This window comes from Sediminibacterium sp. (genome assembly GCF_019264485.1).
GTDB lineage: Bacteria > Bacteroidota > Bacteroidia > Chitinophagales > Chitinophagaceae > Sediminibacterium.
The window spans coordinates 634,679-658,797 of sequence record NZ_JAHVAA010000011.1 but is presented as its reverse complement, the minus strand read 5'-3'; the positions used below and the strand labels follow the sequence as shown (position 1 = coordinate 658,797).

At 40.3% G+C, this 24,119-nt stretch carries 20 protein-coding genes; 6 read left to right on the top strand and 14 right to left on the bottom strand.

Translation table 11 applies throughout. The features are described from left to right. Window positions 1–78 precede the first annotated feature (78 nt). The gene (locus tag KXJ59_RS09095; protein ID WP_295203538.1) at window positions 79–1,020 is read left to right on the top strand and encodes a bifunctional riboflavin kinase/FAD synthetase; all 942 of its coding nucleotides are present in this window, start codon (window positions 79–81) and stop codon (window positions 1,018–1,020) included. 104 nt (window positions 1,021–1,124) lie between these two features. Here KXJ59_RS09095 and holA read toward each other — a convergent pair whose 3' ends face one another. Together holA and KXJ59_RS09085 are read right to left on the bottom strand one after the other, a co-directional pair. Continuing rightward, entirely contained in the window at window positions 1,125–2,123 is a 999-nt protein-coding gene (holA, locus tag KXJ59_RS09090) for a DNA polymerase III subunit delta (RefSeq protein WP_295203536.1), read from the bottom strand. 156 nt (window positions 2,124–2,279) lie between these two features. Then, the gene (locus tag KXJ59_RS09085) at window positions 2,280–2,996 is read right to left on the bottom strand and encodes a ribonuclease H-like domain-containing protein (RefSeq protein WP_295203533.1); all 717 of its coding nucleotides are present in this window, start codon (window positions 2,994–2,996) and stop codon (window positions 2,280–2,282) included. A 42-nt stretch (window positions 2,997–3,038) separates the two neighbouring features. Between KXJ59_RS09085 and KXJ59_RS09080 the strand changes: the two genes are divergently transcribed. Continuing rightward, complete coding sequence (locus tag KXJ59_RS09080; protein WP_295203530.1) at window positions 3,039–4,013, top strand: hypothetical protein; 975 nt, start codon at window positions 3,039–3,041, stop codon at window positions 4,011–4,013. Between the two features lie 187 nt (window positions 4,014–4,200). Further along, window positions 4,201–5,358 (top strand): HAMP domain-containing sensor histidine kinase, encoded by a 1,158-nt coding sequence (locus KXJ59_RS09075; protein ID WP_295203527.1) that lies wholly within the window; start codon window positions 4,201–4,203, stop codon window positions 5,356–5,358. Here KXJ59_RS09075 and KXJ59_RS09070 read toward each other — a convergent pair. From KXJ59_RS09070 to glgB, 3 genes are all read right to left on the bottom strand, one after another. Beyond that, complete coding sequence (locus tag KXJ59_RS09070; RefSeq protein WP_295203524.1) at window positions 5,330–5,623, bottom strand: hypothetical protein; 294 nt, start codon at window positions 5,621–5,623, stop codon at window positions 5,330–5,332. The genes KXJ59_RS09075 and KXJ59_RS09070 overlap by 29 nt on opposite strands. Window positions 5,624–5,799: 176 nt before the next feature. Continuing rightward, the gene (locus KXJ59_RS09065; RefSeq protein ID WP_295203521.1) at window positions 5,800–6,468 is read right to left on the bottom strand and encodes a DUF2807 domain-containing protein; all 669 of its coding nucleotides are present in this window, start codon (window positions 6,466–6,468) and stop codon (window positions 5,800–5,802) included. A 141-nt stretch (window positions 6,469–6,609) separates the two neighbouring features. After that, a complete protein-coding gene (glgB, locus tag KXJ59_RS09060; RefSeq protein WP_295203519.1) occupies window positions 6,610–8,637 on the bottom strand; it encodes a 1,4-alpha-glucan branching protein GlgB in 2,028 nt (675 codons plus the stop codon). Window positions 8,638–8,756: 119 nt separating this feature from the next. Between glgB and KXJ59_RS09055 the strand changes: the two genes are divergently transcribed. Both KXJ59_RS09055 and KXJ59_RS09050 read left to right on the top strand, forming a co-directional pair. Further along, window positions 8,757–11,525 (top strand): outer membrane beta-barrel family protein, encoded by a 2,769-nt coding sequence (locus KXJ59_RS09055; protein WP_295203516.1) that lies wholly within the window; start codon window positions 8,757–8,759, stop codon window positions 11,523–11,525. Between the two features lie 13 nt (window positions 11,526–11,538). Continuing rightward, the gene (locus KXJ59_RS09050) at window positions 11,539–12,276 is read left to right on the top strand and encodes a GLPGLI family protein (protein ID WP_295203514.1); all 738 of its coding nucleotides are present in this window, start codon (window positions 11,539–11,541) and stop codon (window positions 12,274–12,276) included. Between the two features lie 120 nt (window positions 12,277–12,396). Here KXJ59_RS09050 and KXJ59_RS09045 read toward each other — a convergent pair whose 3' ends face one another. From KXJ59_RS09045 to KXJ59_RS09005, 9 genes are all read right to left on the bottom strand, one after another. Then, on the bottom strand, window positions 12,397–12,969 hold the full coding sequence (locus KXJ59_RS09045) for a PepSY-associated TM helix domain-containing protein (protein ID WP_295203511.1): 573 nt from the start codon (window positions 12,967–12,969) through the stop codon (window positions 12,397–12,399). A 94-nt stretch (window positions 12,970–13,063) separates the two neighbouring features. Continuing rightward, on the bottom strand, window positions 13,064–13,486 hold the full coding sequence (locus KXJ59_RS09040; RefSeq protein WP_295203508.1) for a tail fiber domain-containing protein: 423 nt from the start codon (window positions 13,484–13,486) through the stop codon (window positions 13,064–13,066). An 18-nt stretch (window positions 13,487–13,504) separates the two neighbouring features. After that, entirely contained in the window at window positions 13,505–14,440 is a 936-nt protein-coding gene (locus KXJ59_RS09035) for a hypothetical protein (protein ID WP_295203505.1), read from the bottom strand. A gap of 16 nt (window positions 14,441–14,456) precedes the next feature. After that, a complete protein-coding gene (locus tag KXJ59_RS09030; protein ID WP_295203503.1) occupies window positions 14,457–14,822 on the bottom strand; it encodes a VOC family protein in 366 nt (121 codons plus the stop codon). 10 nt (window positions 14,823–14,832) lie between these two features. After that, window positions 14,833–16,014 (bottom strand): cation:proton antiporter, encoded by a 1,182-nt coding sequence (locus tag KXJ59_RS09025; protein WP_295203502.1) that lies wholly within the window; start codon window positions 16,012–16,014, stop codon window positions 14,833–14,835. Between the two features lie 98 nt (window positions 16,015–16,112). Further along, complete coding sequence (locus KXJ59_RS09020; protein ID WP_295203499.1) at window positions 16,113–17,981, bottom strand: alpha-amylase family glycosyl hydrolase; 1,869 nt, start codon at window positions 17,979–17,981, stop codon at window positions 16,113–16,115. A gap of 37 nt (window positions 17,982–18,018) precedes the next feature. Next, window positions 18,019–19,326 carry an MFS transporter gene (locus KXJ59_RS09015; protein WP_295203497.1) on the bottom strand — a complete coding sequence of 436 codons (1,308 nt, stop codon included), beginning with the start codon at window positions 19,324–19,326 and terminating at the stop codon, window positions 18,019–18,021. A 262-nt stretch (window positions 19,327–19,588) separates the two neighbouring features. Beyond that, entirely contained in the window at window positions 19,589–20,872 is a 1,284-nt protein-coding gene (locus tag KXJ59_RS09010; protein WP_295203494.1) for a glucose-1-phosphate adenylyltransferase, read from the bottom strand. A 79-nt stretch (window positions 20,873–20,951) separates the two neighbouring features. Further along, window positions 20,952–22,367: a glycogen synthase gene (locus KXJ59_RS09005; protein WP_295203491.1), complete on the bottom strand. Its 1,416-nt coding sequence runs from the start codon at window positions 22,365–22,367 to the stop codon at window positions 20,952–20,954. Between the two features lie 125 nt (window positions 22,368–22,492). Between KXJ59_RS09005 and KXJ59_RS09000 the strand changes: the two genes are divergently transcribed. Then, window positions 22,493–24,100, top strand: coding sequence for an MFS transporter (locus tag KXJ59_RS09000; protein WP_295203489.1), 1,608 nt, complete (start codon window positions 22,493–22,495; stop codon window positions 24,098–24,100). Window positions 24,101–24,119 lie beyond the last annotated feature (19 nt).

Genomic DNA, 24,119 nt, shown 5'->3' with positions numbered 1-24,119 from the left:
CGTGAATTTTAAACGCTTGCGGCTTTAAGCCTGCAGCCTGCAGCTTACATTGCTGTTTTTCCTACCTTCGCCATCGCTATGAAAGTACATCGTGAGCTGGCAGGTTCTTTACCCGAATTTCGTAATGCTGTGGTTACCATTGGCACTTTTGATGGTGTACATAAAGGGCATCAGCAGATACTGGGTCAGCTAAAAGAAGAAGCAGCAAAAATTGATGGCGAAACCGTTATTATTACTTTTCACCCTCATCCCCGAAAAATTGTTTCCTCTGTACCCGGTGATGTAAAACTGCTCACTACACTGGCTGAGAAAAAAATATTACTTGAAAAAGCAGGTATCGACCACCTGGTAGTGGTTCCTTTTGATCATCATTTTGCCAATCAGTCTGCAGATGAGTATATCACAGATTTTCTCTGCAAATATTTCAAACCCCATACAATTATTATCGGTTACGATCATCGGTTTGGCAAAGGCAGAACAGGAGATTACCAGTTACTCGAATCCTATGGCAGGCAATTAGGGTTTAGTGTAAAAGAAATTACAGAGCAATTACTCAATGAGATTGCGGTTAGTTCTACACGAATCAGGAAAGCCATTGCAGAAAACGATATCAATACGGCCAATGCAGCACTGGGTTACCCTTATTTTTTTGAGGGACTGGTAGTAGAGGGCAATAAACTCGGCAGAACCATTGGTTATCCAACTGCCAATCTTCATATTGGCAGTGAAGAAAAACTGATTCCTGAGAATGGTGTATATGCGGTGAAAGTTGAAATAGTCGGCAGTCATGACACCATTTATGGAGGTATGATGAATATTGGCCTCCGCCCAACTGTTGATGGCAAGAAAAGGGTTATTGAAGTAAATATTTTTGATTTCGATACTGCTATTTATGGAGAACATCTCCGTATACATGTATTACAACAACTACGCAGTGAAGTAAAATTTGACGGTCTGGAAGCATTAAAAGCCCAATTGGCACAGGATAAAAAAGATGCGCTGGCAGCGATTACCTTTTAGTGTCAGGCAGGTTTGGAAATTAAAGATTGAAAGGAAATTTGTACTCAGTTCCAACCAATCACTACTCACTCGAGTAACTTACAAAACCCACTATAACAAAACCTTTAGTTCATCATTTTCACCACCATTTCTTTCATTAAACCCGCATCTGAAGTACCGGCATCATGAACGCCTACGCTGCGCAGGTTATATTGATGCAGGAGAAGCAATACACGCTCTACACCTGTGTATTCATATTTACGTGCAGAACTGATATAATCTTTAACAAAATAGGGGTTCACCCCTATTGTGCTTGCTGCTGTTTTTTCATCGGGATTCTGTAATCCAAACAGCATATATACTTTACTGAAATAATTATACAATGCAGGCAAAACCTGTTGTATGGGTGCTGCTTTCGGATTGGCTTCAAAATACTGAATGATACGAATGGTTTTCGACAGATCTTTTCTTCCGATGGCTTCCTGTAATTCGAATACATTAAATTCCTTGCTGATGCCAATGTATTTTTCAATATCGTCTTCAGTAATATTGGTTCTGTTTGACAAATTGACGGCCAGTTTTTCAATTTCATTTTCAATCCTGCTCAAATCATTGCCTACATGATCAACCAATAACATCAATGCTTTCTGGTTAATGGTTAATCCATGTTTTTTTACCACATCCATGGTCCATTCGGGCAACTGGTTATCATACATTTTTTTGGTGGTAAGCATTTCCCCTTTTGCTTTCAGGGTTTTGGCCAGTTTGGAGCGACCATCTACTTTTTTGTCCTTGTAGCTTACTACAAAAACAGTTGAACTGAGTGGGTTTTCAATATAAGGCTCTAGCTTATCAATATCCCGCATCTGCTGTGCTTCTTTCAGGATGACAACCTGTCTTTCCGCAAACATGGGATAACGCCTGCAGGCATTAACCACCGCTGCCCAGTCGGCATCTTTGCCATAAAAAACAGTAAGATTAAACCCTGCTTCCGATTCAGGGAGTATATTATGCTCGGCATGATTTACCACCTGGTCAATGAAATAAGACTCTTCGCCTTCCAGCCAGTAAATGGGCTTAAAATGCCCCTTTTTCCATTCTGTTATAATCTTCTCCGCCGACATGGGTGCAAAGATGATGGTTGATGAAGGATTTAAAAAATGATTGCTGGTTTAGTTATGAACATCGTGAATGGTCAATCGTGAATCGTGAATGAATTGTTGCTATTCACGAGTGACCATTCACAATTTTACAACGCCTGTTTATCCGGAATATTGCCATCAGGCAGTTACCACTATAATATTTTCGGGCTTTAGTATGGGTTGCTGAAGGAATCGAAGAATAATATTGGCCGTTACCACCACATCCCGTTCGCAATAAGCTACGATCCGTTTTAGGTCTTTATCGATATAATATACATCCTGAACCATGCTGCCATCCATATCGGTTTTGGAGCTGGGTATGCCTAAAACATGGGCCAAAAGATCGAGCGAAACGTAGTTTTTGTGGTCACCAAATTTCCACCAGCTGAGGGTATCAAACATTTTTGCTTCCCATGGTTTGCGATCCTGCAATTGCAGGCAGAAAGGTAAAGACAGGTTATTGATGAGCATCCGGCGACCGATATAGGGTATATCAAATTCCCGGATATTATGCCCTGCAAACTGAAAATGAGGGTTGGCCAGTTGCATTTTCTCACATAATTGCGTAAAAATCCTCAGTATTTCTACCTCATCATCCCCATACATACTCTTCATTTTCAGGTGCCATTGCCCCTGCTCATCTGCATGAAAAAAAGCAGTGGAGATACAGATAATCCGACCGAATTCGGCCAGTATTCCGGCTTTTTTTCGGTAAGATTCTTCCGGATCCGTACCTTCTGGCACGGTTTTAGATATTTTGTCGCAAAATAGGCGTTGCCAGTCCGGATCCATACTGGTAAAGGATGAACAGGCTGGTACTGTTTCAATATCAAGCAATAACAGGTCCTTGAGCATAAGAAAATTTTAAAAAAATCCGTTAACTGAAAATTTCATTTTATGAGTAGCTTCAACACCCCAGATCCAAGCGCTGCACCACAGCAAAAAGACAACCGTAAAGTAATATACGGTATTCTGATTTTCGCCTTATTGAGCACATGGGCCTATATCTTCTATGATAAAAGCCAGACCAAGGAAGCCATTGGTCAGTTAGAAACCAGGATTACCAATGTTGACAGTGCGCGTAATGCCATTCAGCAGGAGTTCCTGGAAGTTTCTGCCAAAGCTGATTCGCTGACACAGAATAATATCCAGTTACAGGGAGCATTGGCAGACCGTGGTTCTGAAATCCAGAAACTGAAAGGTAGTATCAGCAATATCCTGAAGCGTAAGAATGCTTCTGATGCAGAACTTGCACAAGCCAAACAAATGATCAGTGAAATGAATGGCAAGATTGATGGTTTATTTGCCGAAATAGAGAAACTGCAGGGGGAGAATAAGCAGCTTACAGCTGCCAATGAACAACTAAGCACTGAAAAAACGCAGTTGACTTCTGAAAAAGAAAACCTGCAGCAAAACCTCAGTGCTACTAAGAAAGAACTTGACGATAAAGTAGACGTTGCTTCTACTCTGCATGCATCTAATATTGGTATAACTGCCATTGATGTACGTAGCAGTGGAAAGGAAAAAACAACCAGCACTTCTAAACGTGCCGATCTGATGCGCATTTCCTTTGTACTCGATCCTAACCGTATTGCAGCAAGTGGCAGTAAAGACATTTACGTATGCGTAACGGCCCCTGATGGGAAAGTGATTTCTGAAGGCACGAAATTTATTACCCGTGAAGATGGCGAGAAGATATATACCAGCAAGGTTACCGTTAACTACGAACAAGGTAAAGTAACACCCGTGAGTTTCGACTGGAAGCAGGCTGAGAAATACCAAACCGGCAATTATAAAATTGAAATCTATAATAATGGTTTTAAAATTGGCGAAGGTGTAAAAACGCTGAAAAAAGGTGGCTTATTTAGTTAAGCATCCTAAAAGAAACAATAAGCAAGCAATCGACAAAAGGGAACTGAAAGGTTCCCTTTTTGCTGGCAGGAGGTGAATGGTCAATAGTGAATAGGTACGATTATATTCACTATTGACCATTCACGATTGACGATTCAACATTCACCACCCCATTCCAGTTTTTCCTATCTTCATCAAAAAACCATCCATGCGTATCAACTGGCGGATTATATTGGTTGTTATTGCCATTATACTGGTGAGTGGTACCATTTTTTATTCACAGTACGTAGCGGGTAAAATCGCTACAGAAGAAAGAAAATATGTTACCGTTTGGGCTGAAGCACAGCGAACCATATTGAATACACCTGACACCGCCAGCTTAAATCTTGCTACTTTTATTTCATTCGAAAACAAAGAGATACCCATTCTCGAAACCAACGAAAAAGACAGTATCACCGGTAATTATCTTAACCTCGACAGTAATTTTGTTCAGGCTGATCCGGGTTATCTACAATATAAACTTAGCGAGTTCCGTAGGTATAATGATAAACCTATTATACTCGTCATTAAAGACAGTCCATATACAGCCAATCATTATTACTATGGACAAAGTAAATTATTAAAAGAAGTAAAACTGTATCCGCTGATACAGTTGGTTATTGTAGCACTTTTTATTGCCATCGCCATCATGGCGGTGCAGTCGCATTACCGTGGTGCCGAAAACCAGTTATGGGCATCTATGGCCAGAGAAACTGCACATCAGTTAGGTACGCCTGTTTCCAGCCTGGAAGGTTGGCTGGAAATATTGAAACAGAAAAAAGAAAATGAAGCTATTATACCCGAGATCACAAAAGATGTAAACCGTTTATTACTCATTACAGACAGGTTTGGCAAAATAGGCAGCCAACCAAAACTGGAACCGGGTAATCCTTATGAACAGATTGAGCAGATGATTACGTATATGAAAAAGCGTTCGGGTGCGCAGGTACAGTTTGAGTTTTACCCAGCAACACTGCCAGTAAACCCACTGCTAAGTGCTCCTTTATTTGACTGGGTAATAGAGAACCTGATAAAAAATGCACTGGATGCAATGGAAGGAAAAGGAACCATTCGAATAGAATCGCATATAACAAGCGAAGGTCTGATGATTGATGTAACTGATACCGGTAAAGGTATTCAGTCTACACACCTGAATAAAGTTTTCAAACCAGGTTTTACTACTAAGAAAAGAGGATGGGGACTTGGATTACCGCTGAGCAAGCGCATCATGGAAGAATACCACAATGGTAAGTTATTTGTAAAATGGAGCGAAGCCGGTAAAGGCACTTGTTTCCGTCTTATTCTGCCTCTTCCAGCAAAGGCATAATGGGTTCACCAAAACAACTCATGGCTGCATACCATTGATGCAATGATTGTGGCGTTGTGGTTTCAACATACAAGTTTGCTTCCCTGCAATAATTCAATAACTCTGTTTCAATTGAACGCAAATCCGCTGAAACAGGCTGGCAACCGAGTTTATGCAGACAACTGTTCATTCGCGATAATTTTTCATCCGACAAATGATCAAATGCATGCTGCTGTAATAATTGCCCCGCTGCATTTACGAGCAGGCTGTAAGATGTTGTTTTCATACAAATTATTTAGCGCAAGTGACCACAGTTACATAACCGAACAATGATTAAATTGTAAAGAAATTGTTACTCGATTTTTTTGTGCATAAACTGTGGATGAGAGAAGAAGTCCATAGTTGATAGTCCATGGTCCATAGCAGGAATCTACTATGGACCATGGACTATCAACTACCTGATTATTTATCGCTCTGTCTTTTCACTGATCCACCACTACTTACATTTATATCGCGTATCAGTCCTTCTCCCTTAAAACGAACATAGCCCCCACTGCTGGCTTCAGCAGAAATTTCTTTGGTAACTGTTACCTGTACCCCTGCACCACTGCTTACATCAGCTTTACAATTGGTGACCGCCAGTTCGTAACCACGGAAGATACCGCCACTACTGCCGTCTACAGACAATGATCTGGCCGATCCTGTTAAGCTGATTGTTCCACCGCTGCTTACATCGGCTGTGAGTTTATCAAAGCTTACTGATTTTGCCTGTATGGAACCTCCGCTGCTGGCTTCCAGTCCGTCGAGTTCAGTGTACGACACATATACAACTACTTTCCAGTTTCTTCTTCTTTCCCAGAAACGCCAGTTATCACTGTCGCGGGAAATACGAAGTACGCCATTGGTTACAACGGTTTTTACTTTATCAACCAGATCGGCATCACTGGCAGTTACAGCCAGTTCTTCCTTACTTCCTTTTGTTAATATTACCTGTATGCCTGCTGATGTTTTTACGGCGTGGAATGATCCTACATTTCTTTTCTGCGCATTATCACCTGATACCACTTCCTGCCCCAGGGCAAAAGAAAAAAGCATGGTGACTGCCAATAAACTACTGATTAGCTGTTTCATGATAGGTTTGTTTTTGGGTGTAACGGGCCGGCAGTTAAAAAGTTACAATTGGGGCTAGCTGTGAGTTTTGAGGCGTGAGCCATGAGTTTTTGGCTACCAGACTGTAACAGGTATTTAACCCGCAGCTCAAGGCTTATGGCCTCATCTTAATACAACTGCCCCCAATGCCGGCAGGTGAACTTTTAACTGGTAACATTTTGAGGCTTTATCGACCAGGGTAGAGCTGATTTCGGGATTATAAACATCTCCGGTTCCCCAGAAGGCTTCGTTATCACTGTTAAATATTTCAGTCCATTTTTCTTTGCCGTGTGCATATATCTCCCAGTCGTGATAAACAACAGGAGTAACATTGAGGATGACGAGGATATCGTCTTTGGGTTTCTTTCCTTTGCGTTTATATACCATAACCGATTCACTGCGGTGGTTCAGGTCTACCCATTCAAAACCTTCTGTAGAAAACTGTTTCTCATAGAGTGCCGGTTCGGTGCGGTAAAGTTCATTGAGTTTTTGTACACAATATTTCATGCCGCCATGACTCTGAAACTGTAGCAGCTCCCATTGCAACTCACTTTTATAGTTCCACTCACTGGTAGCACCGAATTCATTACCCATGAACAGGAGTTTGGCACCGGGATGAGTAAACATATATGTATATAATATGCGCAGGTTGGCAAATTTCTGCCATTCGTCGCCGGGCATTTTGTATAGCATGGGGCTTTTGCCATGTACTACTTCATCATGACTCAGCGGCAGCATAAAATTCTCATCATAGAAATACATCATGCTGAATGTAAACTTATCCTGATGAAACTGGCGGAAGATGGGATCCATTTTAAAATAATCAAGTGTATCATGCATCCAACCCATCATCCACTTCATACCAAAACCTAAACCATCTTCAAAAGTAGGTCGGCTGATTTTGGGCCAGTCGGTAGCTTCTTCTGCTATGGTTTGAATATCAGGAAAATCCCGGTACAATGTTTCATTGAGGTCCTTGATAAAGGCAATTGCTTCCAGGTTACCATTACCTCCGAATTCATTGGGCTCCCACTGTCCTTTGTTGCGGCTGTAATCTAAACGCAACATGGAACTTACCGCATCTACCCGTATGCCATCTGTATGAAAACGATCGCACCAGAAACGGGCACTGCTGATAAGAAATGATTTTACTTCTCCCCTTTTGTAATTAAAAATATAAGAGTTCCAGTCGGGGTGATAGCCTTTCCGCATGTCTGCATATTCATAGGTATGTGTTCCATCGAACATAAATAACCCATGTGCATCATAAGGGAAATGTGAAGGCACCCAATCGAGAATAACGCCAATACCAGCCTGGTGAAAAGCATCTACAAATGCCGCATAATCCTGTGGTGTACCAAAGCGTGAAGTTGGTGCAAAATAACCTGTTCCCTGGTATCCCCAGCTCCCATCGAAAGGATGTTCCATGACGGGCATCAGTTCTACATGTGTAAAACCCATTTCCTTTACATAGGGCACCATACGTTCTGCAATCTGCTGGTATGAATTGTACGATTCTTCATCGTTTTTATCGGGTCGCATCCAGCTCGCGAGGTGTACTTCATATACAGACCATGGCGCATCCAAAGCGTTGTGTTTCGATCTGTTCTTCATCCAGGTTTCATCCTTCCAGTCATAATCTGTTTGCCAGGTAATCGAAGCTGTATGAGGTCTCTTTTCCCAGAAATGGGCATAGGGATCGCCTTTATCGAGTTTAATTCCCTTGTACCCATGAATATGATATTTATACGCTTCCCCCCTGTTCACATAAGGAATAAACCCTTCCCATATTCCTGAATTATCCAAACGCACTTTTAATGGATGTGATGATTTGTTCCACTCATTGAAATATCCTGTTACACTAACATAAGTAGCGTTGGGTGCCCATACGGCAAAATAAGTACCGGGTGTATTTAATACTTCAATCTGTTTATTACCAAAAAAATCATACAAATGATAATGGGTACCCTGTTGAAAGTTCTGTACATCTGTATCGCTGAACAAAGAATAGTTCCATACAGGCTGAGTAGTATCCACAAAATGCAGCTCCTCATATTTTTTATCCTCATTTACAACCTTTCCTCCTTTCTCTACTCCTTTAACAGGAATACCTGAATCGGTGGCATTTGACTTATTAGTTTTATCGCTCATAAGACATTCATAATCAGATTAAGAAAAATATTAACATTATTTTTCGACTAAATAATTAGTTATTACATTTTTTTTATGGATTTTTCCATATCAGGCATCAAATACTGCAACTAAACACAATGAAAAAACTGACTGCCCTTCTTTTTGTAATGGGATTATTTGCCCTTACAAATGTTTACGCACAAAACGCCTCCCTTAAAGGTACGGTTGTTGACACTACCAATAAAGTAAATCTGCAACATGCAGTTGTGTCTTTATTAAGACCCAAAGATTCAGTATTGGTGAAGTTTGTAAGAACCGATCAGCAGGGCCAGTTCAACTTTGGCAATCTTCCTGCAACAAAGTATATCATGATTATCTCGTACCCCGATTATGCCGATTTTGTGGATGATATCGACCTGTCGGCACAACCACAAAAAACGCTGGGTAATATCTATGTAACCACCAAGGCGCATTTGCTGGAAGAAGTAATTGTTAAACAACGTATTTCTGCCATTCGCATGAAAGGCGATACTACCGAATACCGGGCAGATAGTTTTTATGTGGGTCCCAATGCCAATGTACAGGACCTGTTAAAGAGGATGCCGGGTATACAGGTAAATTCAAAGGGGGAGATCAGTGCACAGGGACAGAAAGTAGAGAAAATACTGGTTGATGGCGAAGAATTCTTTAGTGATGACCCAGCAGTAGTTACACAAAACCTGCGAGCCGATGCCGTTGAAAAGGTACAGGTGTTCGATAAAAAAAGTGACCAGGCCGTTTTCACAGGTATTGATGACGGACAGACGGCCAAAACCATTAATCTTCAGTTAAAAGAAGATGCCAAAAAAGGTTATTTCGGAAAAATTGAAGCCGGCTCAGATTTTGATCGTTATAAATATGGAAAGGGAATGCTGAACGCATTTAAAGGCAAAAGAAAATTAGCTGCTTACATCACCAATGATAATACCAGGTTTGAATCACTGAACTGGAACGAAAGAAATAACTATGGTTCTAACAATACCAATATGGAGGTAATGGATGATGGAGGAATTATGATGTATAGCAGTGGTGATGAATTTTCATATGGGCAGGGTTTGCCTACTTCTACTACCGGAGGTTTTCTTTTCAGTAACAAATGGAACCAGGACAAACACAATATCAATAATTCATACCAGTATAATAACCTGAATGTAAAAGGCAGAACACAAACTACCACACAAACCATATTACCTGATACTACTTTCATCAATACGCAGGATCAGAATTTTGTGAGTGACAGGAGAAGAAACCGCATCAACAGCAAGTATGATCTTCGGATTGATTCTACCAGTACATTAAAATTATCATTAACAGGATCTATTGTTTCCAACAGGAATGCCAACAGCTTTTTAGGCAAAGCCATCAGTGAAGATGGCCAGATCATTAACCAGTCTGATCGTACCACTACCAATGATGGGGAAGACAGAAACCTCTTGGGTTCCTTACAATGGCAGAAACGTTTAAAGAAAAAAGGACGTACCCTTTCCTTCAGTGGCGATTTTTCAGTCATGGATAAAACAAATGACGGGTTCCTTTTCGCCAAAAATGATTTTTACGATAAAAACGGTTCTTTGGTTCGTCAGGATAACCTCGATCAGTTTAAAACAAACAAAGAAGCATTATCCAGTGTAAACGGAAGGCTTTCTTATACAGAACCGCTCTGGAAGAATACTTTTATGGAGCTGAATTATCGTTTTGCTTTTAATCGTAACGATGCAGAAAGAAATACACTCGAGCGTAATGCACCAGGTGGTAAATATGAAAATATGATTGACACATTGAGCAATCATTTTATTTACAACAGCAATAACCATACTGGTGGGTTTACGCTCAGATTAAATGAGAAGAAATTCAGTTTATATGGTGGTGCTTCTTTGGGTTCGGTGAAGTTTAACCTTGATGATATTAATAAAGGTACTAACAGAAATATCAGTTTTACAAATTTTCTACCTACTGCAGGTATTACATTTAATCCCAAAAAACAAAGAAGGATTAACCTGAATTATAATGGTACCACGCGTAACCCCAGTCTGCAGCAGATACAGCCATTTATTGACAATATTGATCCATTAAATATCACCATAGGTAACCCCAACCTGAAACAGGAGTTCAGGCATAATTTCAACATGAGTTTCAGTGATTACAAAGTCCTGAAAAGCAAGAATATTTACCTGAGTGCAAATTTCAGTACTACCAATAATGCCATTACCAATGCAAACTTTATTGACAGTATTGGAAGAAGAATTAACCAGGCCATCAACGTGAACGGTAATTATACCGGATCTATGTGGAGCAGGTATGGATTTGATCTATTCCCTTCTTATAACCTGAATTTTGGTCTTTCCCCTTCAGTATCGCGTTTTGTAAACTTTGTGAATGGTCTGGAAAATATCAGTAAGAACAATTCATTGGGTATAAACCTGGGTATTAGTCACTGGTCGGAAAAGAAATTCAATTTTTATGTCAGCTTTGATGCCCGTTATAACCACTCAAGTTCTTCCATTCGCCCCAATGCAACCACGAAGTACTGGTCTTATTCTTCATGGGCAGATCTGACACTTAAATTACCTGCGAAATTTATATTTACTACTTCATCTCAGATAAACCTTTATCAGAGAACTTCTGTATTCGCTGGTAACAGTAATGTTTATATCGTGAACAGCTCACTAGGAAAAACTTTTGGCAAAAGTGATAAGCTGGAAATGAAACTCGCCATCAACGATATTTTCAACCAGAATCAGAATATCAGAAGAAATATCAGCACCAATTTTATTACAGAAACCATTCAGCAGAATATCCAGCGTTTCTGGTTATTGAGTATTGCTTATAATTTCAGTAAAAACGGAAAACCTACTAACGGATTTTAAACAGATCATAACCATGAAAAATATATTCATCCTATTATTCCTGCTGTCGGCAACAACCAGTTTTTCACAGGCCAGGTTTATCAGCTCGGGCAGGGTTGAATTTGAAAGAAAATACAACCAGCACAGTCAGTTGGAAGGAGAAAATGAAGGCCCCTGGATTGCTGAAATGAAAAAAAACTATCCGAAAATGATCACCGATCATTATGAGCTTCGGTTCAATAATGAAAGATCTGTGTATCGATTACTCAAAGAAAATCCGGATAATAAATACCTCTGGATGGGTAAGCCTTCCGAATCGGATGTTACCATTAAAGACATCAATAAAGGTACCATCTCCATGCAACGTGATGTATTTGAACAAACTTACCTGATTCAGGACAGTTTACGCCAGCTCGAATGGCGCATTACTGATGAAACACGCACTATTGCAGGCTTTGAATGCAAAAAAGCGGTCACTAAAATCTGCGACTCCGTTTATGTGGTTGCTTTCTATACAGACCAGATTATGGTTAACAGCGGCCCGGAAAGTTTTAGTGGTTTGCCTGGTATGATACTCGGGCTGGCCGTTCCCAGATTACATACTACCTGGTTTGCTACCAAAGTAGAATTGGTTGATCCAACGCCTGCACAGCTCTCTCCTTCACAAAAAGGGAAAAAAGCAAGTTGGACACAACTTTCAACTGATTTAAATAAAGCGATGAAGGACTGGGGCAAAGAAGCGGCACGAATATTGTGGAATTCTTTGCTATAACTGAAGTCGGAACTTTACCGATACGTGAGAATGAAATGTATACTGGGAAGTCCGGGGGTTTATATGGCTGTATAGTTTTGGGGGTATTACTATCGGCCACAGACTCACGGACTTTCCTTTTTATTTTCTTGCCCGCATTCTTTTGGGCCCATACCATAGCCAAAAACCGGTAACAGTAAATAATAGCAACGCCGCTCCCATTACACTGGTATAAAAAAGTTTGAAGCTCCCCGATGTGATACCCAGGTAATGGTCTACCACCGACCCATCGTGTATTTTTTCAATAAAATCGGCCCTACGTGTTTCAATATGCAATAATGCACCGGTACTGGCATCGAGTTGAAGTGCTGTAAAGTGATCGTTAAAAAGAATTTTAACCATACCCTTTTCAGGTCTGAAATCAATCCGGTCAATGGTACCGGTTAAATTTGCATCAACACTGTCGTGCAGGTAATGAATGGCTTTTCGGCTGAGACTGTCTATGGATAACCAGTTTTTTGTATCCGTCGATGATCCTTTGTATGATTTGGCCAGTAAATAACCATTACTGTTCTTTTTCCATCCCAATAAAAGACCCGTTACTGCTACAATAAAAAAGAATACAAATAATAATGCCCCGGTAATCCTGTGCACTTTTCTGAACACCCTTAATACTTTCGCCTGTTGTTGCCTGTTTTCCTGTTGTTTCAACATGATAGTGCCCTGTTTAGCATACCCCTGAATCGGGAAACGCTAAATATATTCAATCTAAGCTGAAGGGCTGGTTGTTTTATGTGGCTGGGTAAAGTTATTTTTTCAAAGCCTGTAACTCTGCTTTTAATTGAGATATCTGTATTTGCAATTCTTTAATCGACTCTACCAATACAGGAATCAATCCCTCCATTTCAACCTCTTTTACATAAGCCTGTTTGAACAAATTTTTCCCGGCTGTATAAGAAATGGTCCGGCTTTTAACCAGTTGTGGAAATACTGTTTCAACATTTTCGATACCAAACCCAAATTGTCTGCCCGCGGGTAATTTCAATGAACGATTGAATTCAGCTTTGTACTCAAACATTTGCGGTTTTAATTTCAGAATCTGATTGGTGGCATCATTTACAGGCCTGATATATTTTTTTAATTCTGTATCATTCATTTCCTGGGCAGAAACTGACTGAACTGTAATACAGGTGCATAGCCCTAAAAAAAGAGCTTTTATGGCATTTTTCATATAATGGCTTTTAGTTAGCTATTCGAATCGGTGCAAAGAAACAGCTTTGTTGTTCCATTTTTCTAAAATTCCTGTGAAATATACAGTCACCAGTTCTTTTGAATAATCATTCCAACTCACGCCCCAAAGGTTTTCTTTTCCGTTGCCTCCTTCATATTTTAAGGCTCCGTCTTTGGTCCAGATGCGCAATTTATCACTGGCAGTGGCCAATAAAGTACCATCCTGATTCCATTGCAGATCCCGGTATTCCATTTTGCTGCCTTTGATGGTTTTGAACAGTTTGCCTTCTGGTGTCCAGTATTGTAATAAGCTTGGTATGCCTTCCTCATCATGCCCATAATCCCCACTCACAAAAAATTGTCCGGATGGATGCCATTCAACAGACAATACGCCCGTATGTTCTTCCCGGTGTTTGAGGATGGCCAGTTTTTTTCCGCTCATTTCATACAGGCGAATATCATCTCCACTTACCAGTAATATATTTTTCGACGGGTGCCAGTCAATATCAAAATAGCTTGTTTTATCTTCTTTGGGAATGATTCTGATCAACTGCCCTTTTTCATTGAATATTTTAATAAGATGATTATCTGTTACAGCAAGAAATTTTCCGTTATAGCTCCAGGTAATTCCTCTTCCACCATATTCAATACCCTGCAATGAAACAGAGTCGCCTGTAACCATATTACGCAGGTGCATATGCTTATCGTTGGTAGCAACCGCCAGTAATTGGCCAAAGGGTTGCCATGCCAGTCTTCTTATCATTGAGCTAACCGGAAACGATTTCAGCAATTTCATATCTTTTATCTGGTAGAGTCGGAGTTCCCGGTCATCTCCTCCCGTTATTGCAAAACGACCACTGGGGTCAACTGCTACTGTCCATAAACCCTTACCCGGTGAGGGTCCGATAAAAGAGCCCAGAACAACCCAGCTACATAGTATGAACAGGTATTTCATGGCGTGATCATTTGACTTAACATTTTAACCACCCGGGAGAACTGTCTGTAGCCGTATTCACAACAATTTCAATACCATCAGGTGTTTTAAACCGGATAGCCAACATACCCAGGTGCGATTCATAAGGACCTTCAAATAACAATTGCTGTTCTTTAATTATAGTAATAAGAGATTGCAGGTCGTCGGTCAAAAAACTAATACGCACAGCACCAGGTGGAAGGTGATCTGCAATATTGATATCCAGTCCCGGTATGCCGCCGTCAAAAACAGTTAGTGTATTTTCCTGCAGTTTTACTGGTAATTTCAAGACAGATGAAAAGAAGTTTGTCGTCTGACCGGGCTCTGCAGCACCCATTTCAATCTCTTGAATACGTATATGCATCGGATATAGTTTATGCGGGTATTTCGTCTTTTATTTTTTTCACGCCCATCATTCCCCCCATCATTATTAATGCCGTTAAAATAATGACCTGTATAATCAGTGAATTATTTACTATACCAATTTTGTCAGTTGGTGAAATAGACAGGAATAACAATATACTGATCAACCCACGAGGAGCAATAAATAAGAGTGGGAAGAGAGGCAGTTTAGCAATTTTCAACTGAATGGCTCTTATAGTAAAGATTACCACTACAACAATACCAGCCCATAATAAAGTATCTGTATTTAATAATTCATTGGTCTCTATCAGGTAACCAAATACAAGAAAGAAAAAAGTACGGATTACAAAAGCCGCTTCTGTGGCTATTTCCTTGAATTTATGTACTTCTTTATTCAGGTCATCGGGATTCAGTTTTGCAATCCATTTATATCGCTTGAGTTCGTCGAGGTTACCCAGGAATATTCCAAACAATAAAATAAACAGCAGTGAAGGCAGGTGATAGTGCTTGGAAACAATATAAATAAGTATCACCATTACCATAATGGGAATGAACTTAATATGGTGTTGTATTCTCCCGAGTAAATAGGAAAGACCAACAGTAGCAAGGAATGAAACGACAAGTATCAGCAACAGTTGCCAGCCAAAGTGCATAAAAGCAGTAGCATCTATGACTGCATTAAGCATTACAAAATTAAAAATGATTACACCGATGATATCAGATAAACTACTTTCATATGTAACAAATTCACGGTTATATCCATTCAGGTTTCTGGCACTGGGTATAGCAATGGCACTGCTGATGATTGCAAATGGCAGCATATTAACCAGCGCTTGTTTATAAGAATACCCCCCGAAATAACTGAATAACCAGGCGAGTATCAATGCACTTGCAAGTAGGGGGAAAAAAGAAACTACGGCTGCTTTTTTTACCAATGGCAGTTTGGACTTATTGAGTTCCAATTCAAGAGAACCTTCCAATACAATCAGTATTAACCCAACAGTACCCAGTAAAGGTAACAGAGACGAGAGTTCAGGTAAAGGAACAGCAAAGAATACTGTTAATTGTTTCAGTACCCAACCCAGCAATAATAAAAGAATAACCGCAGGTATTCTCGTTTTCGCCGAACTGATATCAAATAAATAAGCCAGTAATATCAGTATACATAAAGTAATGATGATAGATGTAGTCATGCTGATTGCAATATAAGTGCTCCGAGCCGGATTTCATAACCGTGGCGTAGTTCTATGAGCAGATTAACAGAATGGCTTCAAATACAAACTACAAGTTACTATTTCGTTAACTCTACAATCATCAGTCCCTGGGCAGGGAGTTCTATGGCTTCTCCATAATTTTTCCCTGAAAAAATATCAACTGCTTTTGTAAAGCCTTTGGTTCGTTCTGCATAATCGGCTAAAACAACTTGTTTTTTTGTATCGCTGGTATTAACAATACACATAATGGTCTGACGATCGTCATAACGGAAATACACATACAATCCATCAGCCGGCAGGAATTGCATGGTTTTACCAGTAGTGAGTGCTGTAGATTTTTTTCTGAACAATGCCAGAGTCCGCACAAAATCAAAAGCTTCCTGCTCCTGAGCTGTTCTACCGGTTTTATTAAATTTATTTACGGCATCCCCGTCAAATCCTCCCGGGAAATCAAGTCTCACCATCGCATCACTCGGGTTCTTGAAATTTTTCATGAGTATTTCCGTACCATAATACATTTGTGGAATACCTCTGAGTGTAAGCAGTAGTCCTATACCCTGTTTAAACTTATTCATATTCTCCCCTGCCACAGAATAAAAACGATCCATATCATGATTATCCAGGAATATACAGTTGCTTAGAGGTTGCTGGTATAAAATATCCTGCGCCAATGTCATGTATAATTTATTTGCCCCTTCAGTCCAGCCAAAGGGTTGATTAAGGGTGGCCATGATGCCGGCATTCAATGGAAAATCTGTTACTCCTTCTGCATTGTGCTTGAAAGGAACATTCATATTGTTTCGCGTGAAATATGCACTGCCTGTAACCGTATTGGTCCATGCTTCGCCGAATATGGTTAACCTGGGATATTCTTTTAAAAGTGCATCGTTGATTTTATTCAGAAAAGCCTCATCACAATATTTATAGGTATCTACACGCCATCCATCTACACCAAATTCTTCCGTGCTCCAAATTGCATGTTGAATAAGAAAATTGGCCACAAATGGGTTTCGTTGATTCACATCCGGAAGATGGGGTACAAACCAACCATCAAGCATTTGCTGTTTATCTTTTGCACTTGCATATTTTCCGAAAATTGCTTCATCCCTATGGTTACTGCCTGTATAGCTATTCCATCGGTTAATCCAGTCGGGAGATGGTGGCTCCTGAGCTATCCAGTGATGTGAGCCGATATGATTATACACTGCATCCTGTATCAGCTTCATACCATTGGCATGTAATGCATCAGAGAGTTCACGATAGGTCTGATTACCTCCCAAACGTGGATCTACTTTATAATGATCGGTAAACCAATAGCCATGATAGCCACTCATCATCCCTGCTGATTCTTTGTTGAGTGGCATATTATTCTCAATAACAGGTGTCATCCAAACAGTACTCACGCCTAAATCTTTCAGGTATGATAAATGATTCTGTACTCCTTTTAAATCGCCACCATGACGAAGCAATACATCTTTTCTGTTACTGCTTATATCATAGAGGTTATTAAACTGGTCGTTGGATGGATCTCCGTTACTGAACCTGTCTGGCATAATCAGGTAAATAAAATCTTTTGAAGTTACTCCCTGGGCAAAAATTGTATTTCTGCCAGCCCTTCTTGGTTTGAGCTTCCATATCAACTCAATGGTTTTGCCATTGTATACACCGACTATTTTTACATCACCGGGTTTTGCTTCTTTAGAGATGGAGATATCCAGCCCCACATATTTACCATTGCTGAACCTGTGCGACCGTAGCTTTTGTACCCCGGGGTAGGTAATGGTAAAGCGATAACGCCAGAATGCAGTGTCACTTCCTTTCAGTATGAGTTGTACATTATTGTATTGCATGTCTGTAAACCAGTGTGATGGATATACAGCAATATCTTCTGCCTTAACCAATACTGATACAAGCAATAACATTACTATGTAAAAGAATTTTTTCATGACCATACCCGTTTGATTCAGTAATAAACGCTGTACCTTATTTTTTTTCCTGCCTGATACGAATGGCGCCTGCATCATACACAAACAATACACTTACGGCCGCACATAACATAAAGAAACCTGCGAGTACGATGGCATAAATAGGTTGGCCACCATAAATATTTTTAACGATCCATCCACCACCAATACCATTTATAATTTGCGGCAGCGTGATAAAGAAATTAAAAATACCCATATAAATACCCAGTTTCCCGGCAGGAATAGAACCTGATAGTATTACATAAGGCATTGCTAAAATGCTGGCCCATGCCAGTCCTACCCCTATCATGGAATAGGTGAGCATAGAAGGATCTTTAATAAAATAAATGGAAATAAGACCTACCCCTCCGGCAATAAGAGAAAACGCATGCGTACCTTTTCTTCCCAAAAACTTCGCAACTATTGGAATAAATAAGGCATAAATAGCAGCAACAAGGTTATAAGTACCAAAAGCAGAACTTACTTTATTACCTGCATCGTTATAAGCTACCGATCTGGCATCATCTGGTGATAATCCGTATACATGTGTAGCTACTGCATCGGTTGTAAATACCCACATACTAAATAATGCGAACCACGAAAAAAACTGCACCAGTCCCAATTGTTTCATGGTTCTGGGCATTTTTTTAAAGTCTTTGAATATTTCACTTATCCCTGCTTTCTGAGAAGCTTCATCTGGTTTACCGTGGTATTTTTCATACTCAGCAGGGGGATATTCTCTTGATAAAAAAACCGTTATCAGGATAGCAACAATAAATACAGCGGCACCAATATAAAACGCATATTTAATATTATCAGCTACTCCCGATTCACCGGCTTCCTGTGAGAAGCCATTTTTGGCAAGAATGGATGGCAGTTCTGAGCCAATGACAGCACCCACTCCTATCAGGAAAGTCTGAACAGCAAAGCCACTTGTTCTTTGCGAATCGGGTAAATTATCTGCTACCAGCGCACGAAAGGGTTCCATTGCTACATTAAACGATGCATCCATGATCATCACCATCCCTGCTCCAATCCATAATGCCGGAATAACAGATGACATAGCTCCAGAATTGGGAAGAAATACAAGTGCCGCAGATGAAAGCAATGCCCCCACCAGAAAATAAGGTTTCCGTCTTCCTACCCTGTTCCAGGTTCTGTCGCTGTAGTGACCAATCAGGGGTTGCACAATCATTCCCATTAAGGGTGCAACAATCCAGAACATAGGAAGATGTTCTACATCGGCACCAAAAGAGCGGAGTATACGACTGGTATTTCCGTTTTGCAATGCGAAGCCGAATTGAACACCCAGAAATCCAAAACTCATGAAAAATATCTGGGTAAGTGATAAACGGGGTTTGGGCATCAATCCTGAAGAGACAGGAGAATGTGGTACTGAGCTGGCCATGGCAATCGTTTACAATGTGTAGTAATTACATATACTTAAATGTAGCGTATTTTTATAAAGTAGTGAATGAATATTCCACCATTTGTAAAACACAAACCCTGCACCCTCACTTTCTCTGCGGTGAATTTTTACCGCAGAGAAAGGAGTAACAGAGATTACGCAGTGTTTTTATCACTATCATTTAAATTACGAAGCCGTCTGGCAGTACTGCTAATTTCTTCACCACCACAATACCGTCTTTTACTGTATACAAAGCATGGTCGGTATTTGACAGATGATTACCGCCATTGATTCTTACATCATTGCCTATTCTGCAGTTTTTATCGATGATGGCATCTTTAATATAACATCTTTCACCGATGCCTATTTTGGGTAGCCCTTTTGCTGTGTTTGTTGCCATTTCTTCAATGGTTTCATAATAATCATTACCCATCAGGTAACTGTTTACCACTGTAGTACCATGACCAATTCGTGATCTGATACCTACCACACTTTGTTCAATTCTGCTCGCATGAATAATAGAACCTTCTGCAATGATTGTTTTCTCAAGCGTGGTGCCACTTATTTTAGCAGGTGGCAGCATACGTGCACGACTGTATACGGTTTTAGTATTATCAAACAAATTAAACGGTGGTATTTCCTGTGTAAGTGCCAGGTTGGCCTCGTAGAATGAATAGATATTTCCGATATCGGTCCAGTAACCATCATATTGAAAACTTACCACTTTATAATTCTGAATGGAATCCGGAATAATTTCTTTACCAAAGTCGGTAGCATTTGGATGCACTTCACTCAATAAATGATACAATGCTTTCTTACTGAATATATATATACCCATTGACGCGAGGTAGTGACGACCTGCTTTTTGCATCTCGGCACCAGTATCGCTCACCCATTCCGGCAATAATTCTTTTTTGGGTTTTTCGATAAAGGAAGTGATATAATTTTCTTCATCGGCTTTCAGGATACCAAATTCGGGTGCGTCTTTCTCATTCACAGGAATAGTGGCAATAGAAATATCAGCGCCTTTTGATTTGTGGCTTTCAAGCATCTCACTGAAATCCATCTGGTATAACTGGTCTCCACTTAAAATCAGTATATACTCAAAATCCATATTGGATATATGTCTGAGCGACTGCCGTACCGCATCTGCAGTACCCTGGTACCAGCCCGGATTATCGGGTGTTTGTTCGGCGGCCAGTATATCTACAAAGCCAGTGCTGAATGCACTGAAATGATAGGTATTCTTGATATGCTTATTTAATGATGCAGAATTAAACTGCGTCAGTACAAACATCCGGTTGATATTACTGTTGATACAGTTACTGATGGGTATATCCACCAGGCGGTATTTACCCGCGATTGGAACAGCAGGTTTGGATCGACTGGCCGTTAATGGATACAACCGGGTACCCGCACCACCTCCAAGAATTACTGCTAATACAGATGTTGAAATACTGTTCATATGGTCGTTATTTATAGATTTTCCGATTGTTCGATCTGTGATTTAAAAATCCAAAAATCAAAGATTGAACAATCTAACTTTATTTCAGGCTTTTATACACATTGGTATACTCATCCACCGTACTCTCCCAGCTATGATCTATCTGCATCATACGCTTCCGCATCCATTCCATATGTGTACTGTCCTGATAAACTGAAACAGCCCTGCCGATGGAATAGTTCACATCTTCAGGTGTTGCATGATTAAAGCGGATACCAAAACCATCCGGATCGCCCATATCTACCACCGTATCCTGCAAACCTCCTGTACTCCTTACAATTGGTACAGTACCATAACGCATGGAATACATCTGGTTCAATCCACAAGGTTCTACCCTGCTGGGCATGAGCAGAAAATCTGCACCGGCATACATTAAATGACTGAGGGTTTCATCATAGCCAATCACCACATTAAAAACACCTTTATAAGGTTCTGTCATTTGCTGAAACTCCCATTCTACTGCTGTTTCACCACTTCCCAATACCAGAAAACTGGCCTGCCCCTGTGTTTGTTCAATCGCCAGTCGAATGGCATAGGGTAAAATATCAGCAGCTTTCTCTCCTACCAGTCGCCCGATAAAAACGAATAATGGCTTATCTGCATCAAGACCAAAACGTTCACATAAAACAGCTTTATTTTTCTTCTTTCCTGTCGCCACATTTTTAACACTGAAATGATGTTCGAGGTATTTATCTGTGGCAGGGTTCCATACTTCATTATCTATACCATTCAATATACCTACACATTTACCTCTTTCAAATTCAAATAATTTCTCAAGGCCATTTGAGCTTATCCTGAGTTCATCCATATAACTCCAGCTTACCGTAGTTACCTTACTGGCGCATTTTATTCCCGATGCCAATGGATTAATGTTGTCATTCCAGTCGAGCATACCTCTTTTCCAGAGATCCCAGCGTGGTATATAACGACTCTTCTCCCATCCCATCCACCCCTGGTATTGTGCATTATGAATGGTAATAACGGAAGGAATACGTTTCAGCCCGTTATAATCATAACAATACTGCATCATAAAAGGAATAAGTCCGGTATGATAATCATGGCAATGAATTACATCGGGCTGGTGTTCCCAATGAATCATCCAGTTAACAAAAGCAATCTGAAAGGCGGTAAATCTTTCCGCATCATCATCATAACCATAAATCTTTTGTCGGTCGAGGAGTCCATTGATATCGATCAGGTAAAGATCATATCCCAGTTTATTACTGCTTTCCTTGATTACTGTATAATCAAAAAACCAGTTCCCTAAATTCGCCTGCCCTTTAAAATCAACCGTCCAGTCATTTTCATACAGGAACTTGGTCCTGTACATAGGCATCACCACTTTGGCAATATGGCCGGCTTTAACCTGGTATTTAGGAAGTGCCCCTACCACATCTCCCAGTCCGCCAGCTTTGGCTACCGGATAACATTCGGCACTCACATGAATGATCTCCATGAACAGCAGTTTGTCTGATTTGCTTTCAAGTTAGGAAGTAAAATGGTACTGTCAAATTCTACTTTAAAATTTTTCAGGCTGATTTTTCTCGTTATTTTACAGCCCACATTAAACGACCGATTGTTATGACCCAACCAAAACAACCCACTAATACAAGTGCACTTGCAACACTTGTCATCGTTTTTTTCTTCTGGGGATTTATTGCAGCTTCAAACAGTATCCTGATTCCATTCTGTAAAACACATTTTCAGCTCAACCAGTTCCAATCTCAATTAATCGGCTCCGCATTCTATGGGGCTTATTTTATAGGATCACTGATTCTGTTTATATCTTCTAACGTTTTGGGTTATGATATCCTCAACAAAATCGGATATAAAAAAGGTATTATTTATGGATTATGGATATCTGTAGCAGGTGCATTACTGATTATTCCATCTGCAAATGCCAATTCATTTCCTGCCTTACTGGCTTCCTTTTTTGTAGTGGCACTCGGATTCTCCCTTCAACAAACATCAGCTCAACCCTTTGCTATCTCTTTAGGTGATGCATCTACAGGTGCACACCGACTTAACCTGGCAGGAGGAGTAAACTCACTGGGTACCACACTGGGACCTATTATCGTTAGTTTTTTCCTTTTTGGTTCTATTGGCGGTGAACAAAGCGAAGTAACTGTTACAAATATCAATGTCTTATACCTGATTGTAGCTGGAGTCTTTGCATTGGTAGCATTGTTTTTTGCCTTCTCCAAATTACCCGATGGCAAGAATGACGAGAAATTTGAAAAAGCAAATAAAGCAGCCGCTTCTTTAACCATCATGACTTTATTGATCGGTGCCATTATTGTAGTCGGACAATTAACCGAAGTGCCTAAACTCACTTTATTATTAATAGCGCTGGTGTCGGTTGTAGGAATTTTATTTTATTCAAATGCCAGTGCCGTTAAAAACAATGCAGGCTGGGGTGCCATGAAATACCAACAATTAATTTATGGGATGATTGGCATTTTTGTATATGTAGGTGTGGAAGTTACCATCGACAATAATTTTGGTGCGCTGTTAAAAACCCCCGGTTATCTCACTGAAATGGGACTTGATGAAAGCATGATCTCGAAATATATTTCCCTTTATTGGGGGAGCCTGATGATTGGCCGGTGGACGGGAGCCATTAGTGTTTTTAATGTATCGGCCAGCATGCGAAGGATACTTACCATTGTGGTTCCTTTTATTGCTTTTATGGTAGTACTGGGTGTAAACTCGCTCTATGGAAGTGATATCAGTGATTTATGGGGATATGCTGTATGTATTATCATTACGCTGATTGCTTTTTTCTACGGACAGGAAAAACCTGCAAAAACATTGCTGGCTGTTTCCATACTGGCAACAGTGGCCATGTTGGTAGGTGTGTTTACGAGTGGCATTGTTTCAGTTTATGCCTTAATGGCTGGCGGACTCTGCTGTTCTGTGATGTGGCCCTGCATATTCTCATTAGGCGTTGGCGGACTTGGTAAATACACCAGCCAGGGTTCGGCGTTCCTGATTATGATGATTCTCGGAGGTGCCATTATTCCTCCATTACAGGGTGCTATCGGCGATCTTGAATCGGTTGGTATGCATCGGTCTTATTTACTTGCTGCCGGTTGTTTTGCTTTCCTTGGTTTCCTGGCAATTAAAATGAAAAAAGTATTACAATCACAGGGACTTGATTTCGATGCGCAAGTAAGCGGTGGACATTAATTTTGTGGACGACAAATTT

Bases quoted from the DNA above. Each gene is read 5' to 3' on its own strand.
- KXJ59_RS09005 (WP_295203491.1), bottom strand. From the start codon at position 22,367: ATGGAGATCATTCATGTGAGTGCCGAATGTTATCCGGTAGCCAAAGCT.
- KXJ59_RS09045 (WP_295203511.1), bottom strand. From the start codon at position 12,969: ATGTTGAAACAACAGGAAAACAGGCAACAACAGGCGAAAGTATTAAGG.
- KXJ59_RS09070 (WP_295203524.1), bottom strand. From the start codon at position 5,623: ATGAAAACAACATCTTACAGCCTGCTCGTAAATGCAGCGGGGCAATTA.
- KXJ59_RS09075 (WP_295203527.1), top strand. From the start codon at position 4,201: ATGCGTATCAACTGGCGGATTATATTGGTTGTTATTGCCATTATACTG.
- KXJ59_RS09055 (WP_295203516.1), top strand. From the start codon at position 8,757: ATGAAAAAACTGACTGCCCTTCTTTTTGTAATGGGATTATTTGCCCTT.
- KXJ59_RS09085 (WP_295203533.1), bottom strand. From the start codon at position 2,996: ATGCTCAAGGACCTGTTATTGCTTGATATTGAAACAGTACCAGCCTGT.
- glgB (WP_295203519.1), bottom strand. From the start codon at position 8,637: ATGAGCGATAAAACTAATAAGTCAAATGCCACCGATTCAGGTATTCCT.
- KXJ59_RS09080 (WP_295203530.1), top strand. From the start codon at position 3,039: ATGAGTAGCTTCAACACCCCAGATCCAAGCGCTGCACCACAGCAAAAA.
- KXJ59_RS09035 (WP_295203505.1), bottom strand. From the start codon at position 14,440: ATGAAATACCTGTTCATACTATGTAGCTGGGTTGTTCTGGGCTCTTTT.
- KXJ59_RS09000 (WP_295203489.1), top strand. From the start codon at position 22,493: ATGACCCAACCAAAACAACCCACTAATACAAGTGCACTTGCAACACTT.
- KXJ59_RS09010 (WP_295203494.1), bottom strand. From the start codon at position 20,872: ATGAACAGTATTTCAACATCTGTATTAGCAGTAATTCTTGGAGGTGGT.
- holA (WP_295203536.1), bottom strand. From the start codon at position 2,123: ATGTCGGCGGAGAAGATTATAACAGAATGGAAAAAGGGGCATTTTAAG.
- KXJ59_RS09065 (WP_295203521.1), bottom strand. From the start codon at position 6,468: ATGAAACAGCTAATCAGTAGTTTATTGGCAGTCACCATGCTTTTTTCT.
- KXJ59_RS09050 (WP_295203514.1), top strand. From the start codon at position 11,539: ATGAAAAATATATTCATCCTATTATTCCTGCTGTCGGCAACAACCAGT.
- KXJ59_RS09015 (WP_295203497.1), bottom strand. From the start codon at position 19,326: ATGAGTTTTGGATTTCTGGGTGTTCAATTCGGCTTCGCATTGCAAAAC.
- KXJ59_RS09030 (WP_295203503.1), bottom strand. From the start codon at position 14,822: ATGCATATACGTATTCAAGAGATTGAAATGGGTGCTGCAGAGCCCGGT.
- KXJ59_RS09020 (WP_295203499.1), bottom strand. From the start codon at position 17,981: ATGAAAAAATTCTTTTACATAGTAATGTTATTGCTTGTATCAGTATTG.
- KXJ59_RS09095 (WP_295203538.1), top strand. From the start codon at position 79: ATGAAAGTACATCGTGAGCTGGCAGGTTCTTTACCCGAATTTCGTAAT.
- KXJ59_RS09025 (WP_295203502.1), bottom strand. From the start codon at position 16,014: ATGACTACATCTATCATCATTACTTTATGTATACTGATATTACTGGCT.
- KXJ59_RS09040 (WP_295203508.1), bottom strand. From the start codon at position 13,486: ATGAAAAATGCCATAAAAGCTCTTTTTTTAGGGCTATGCACCTGTATT.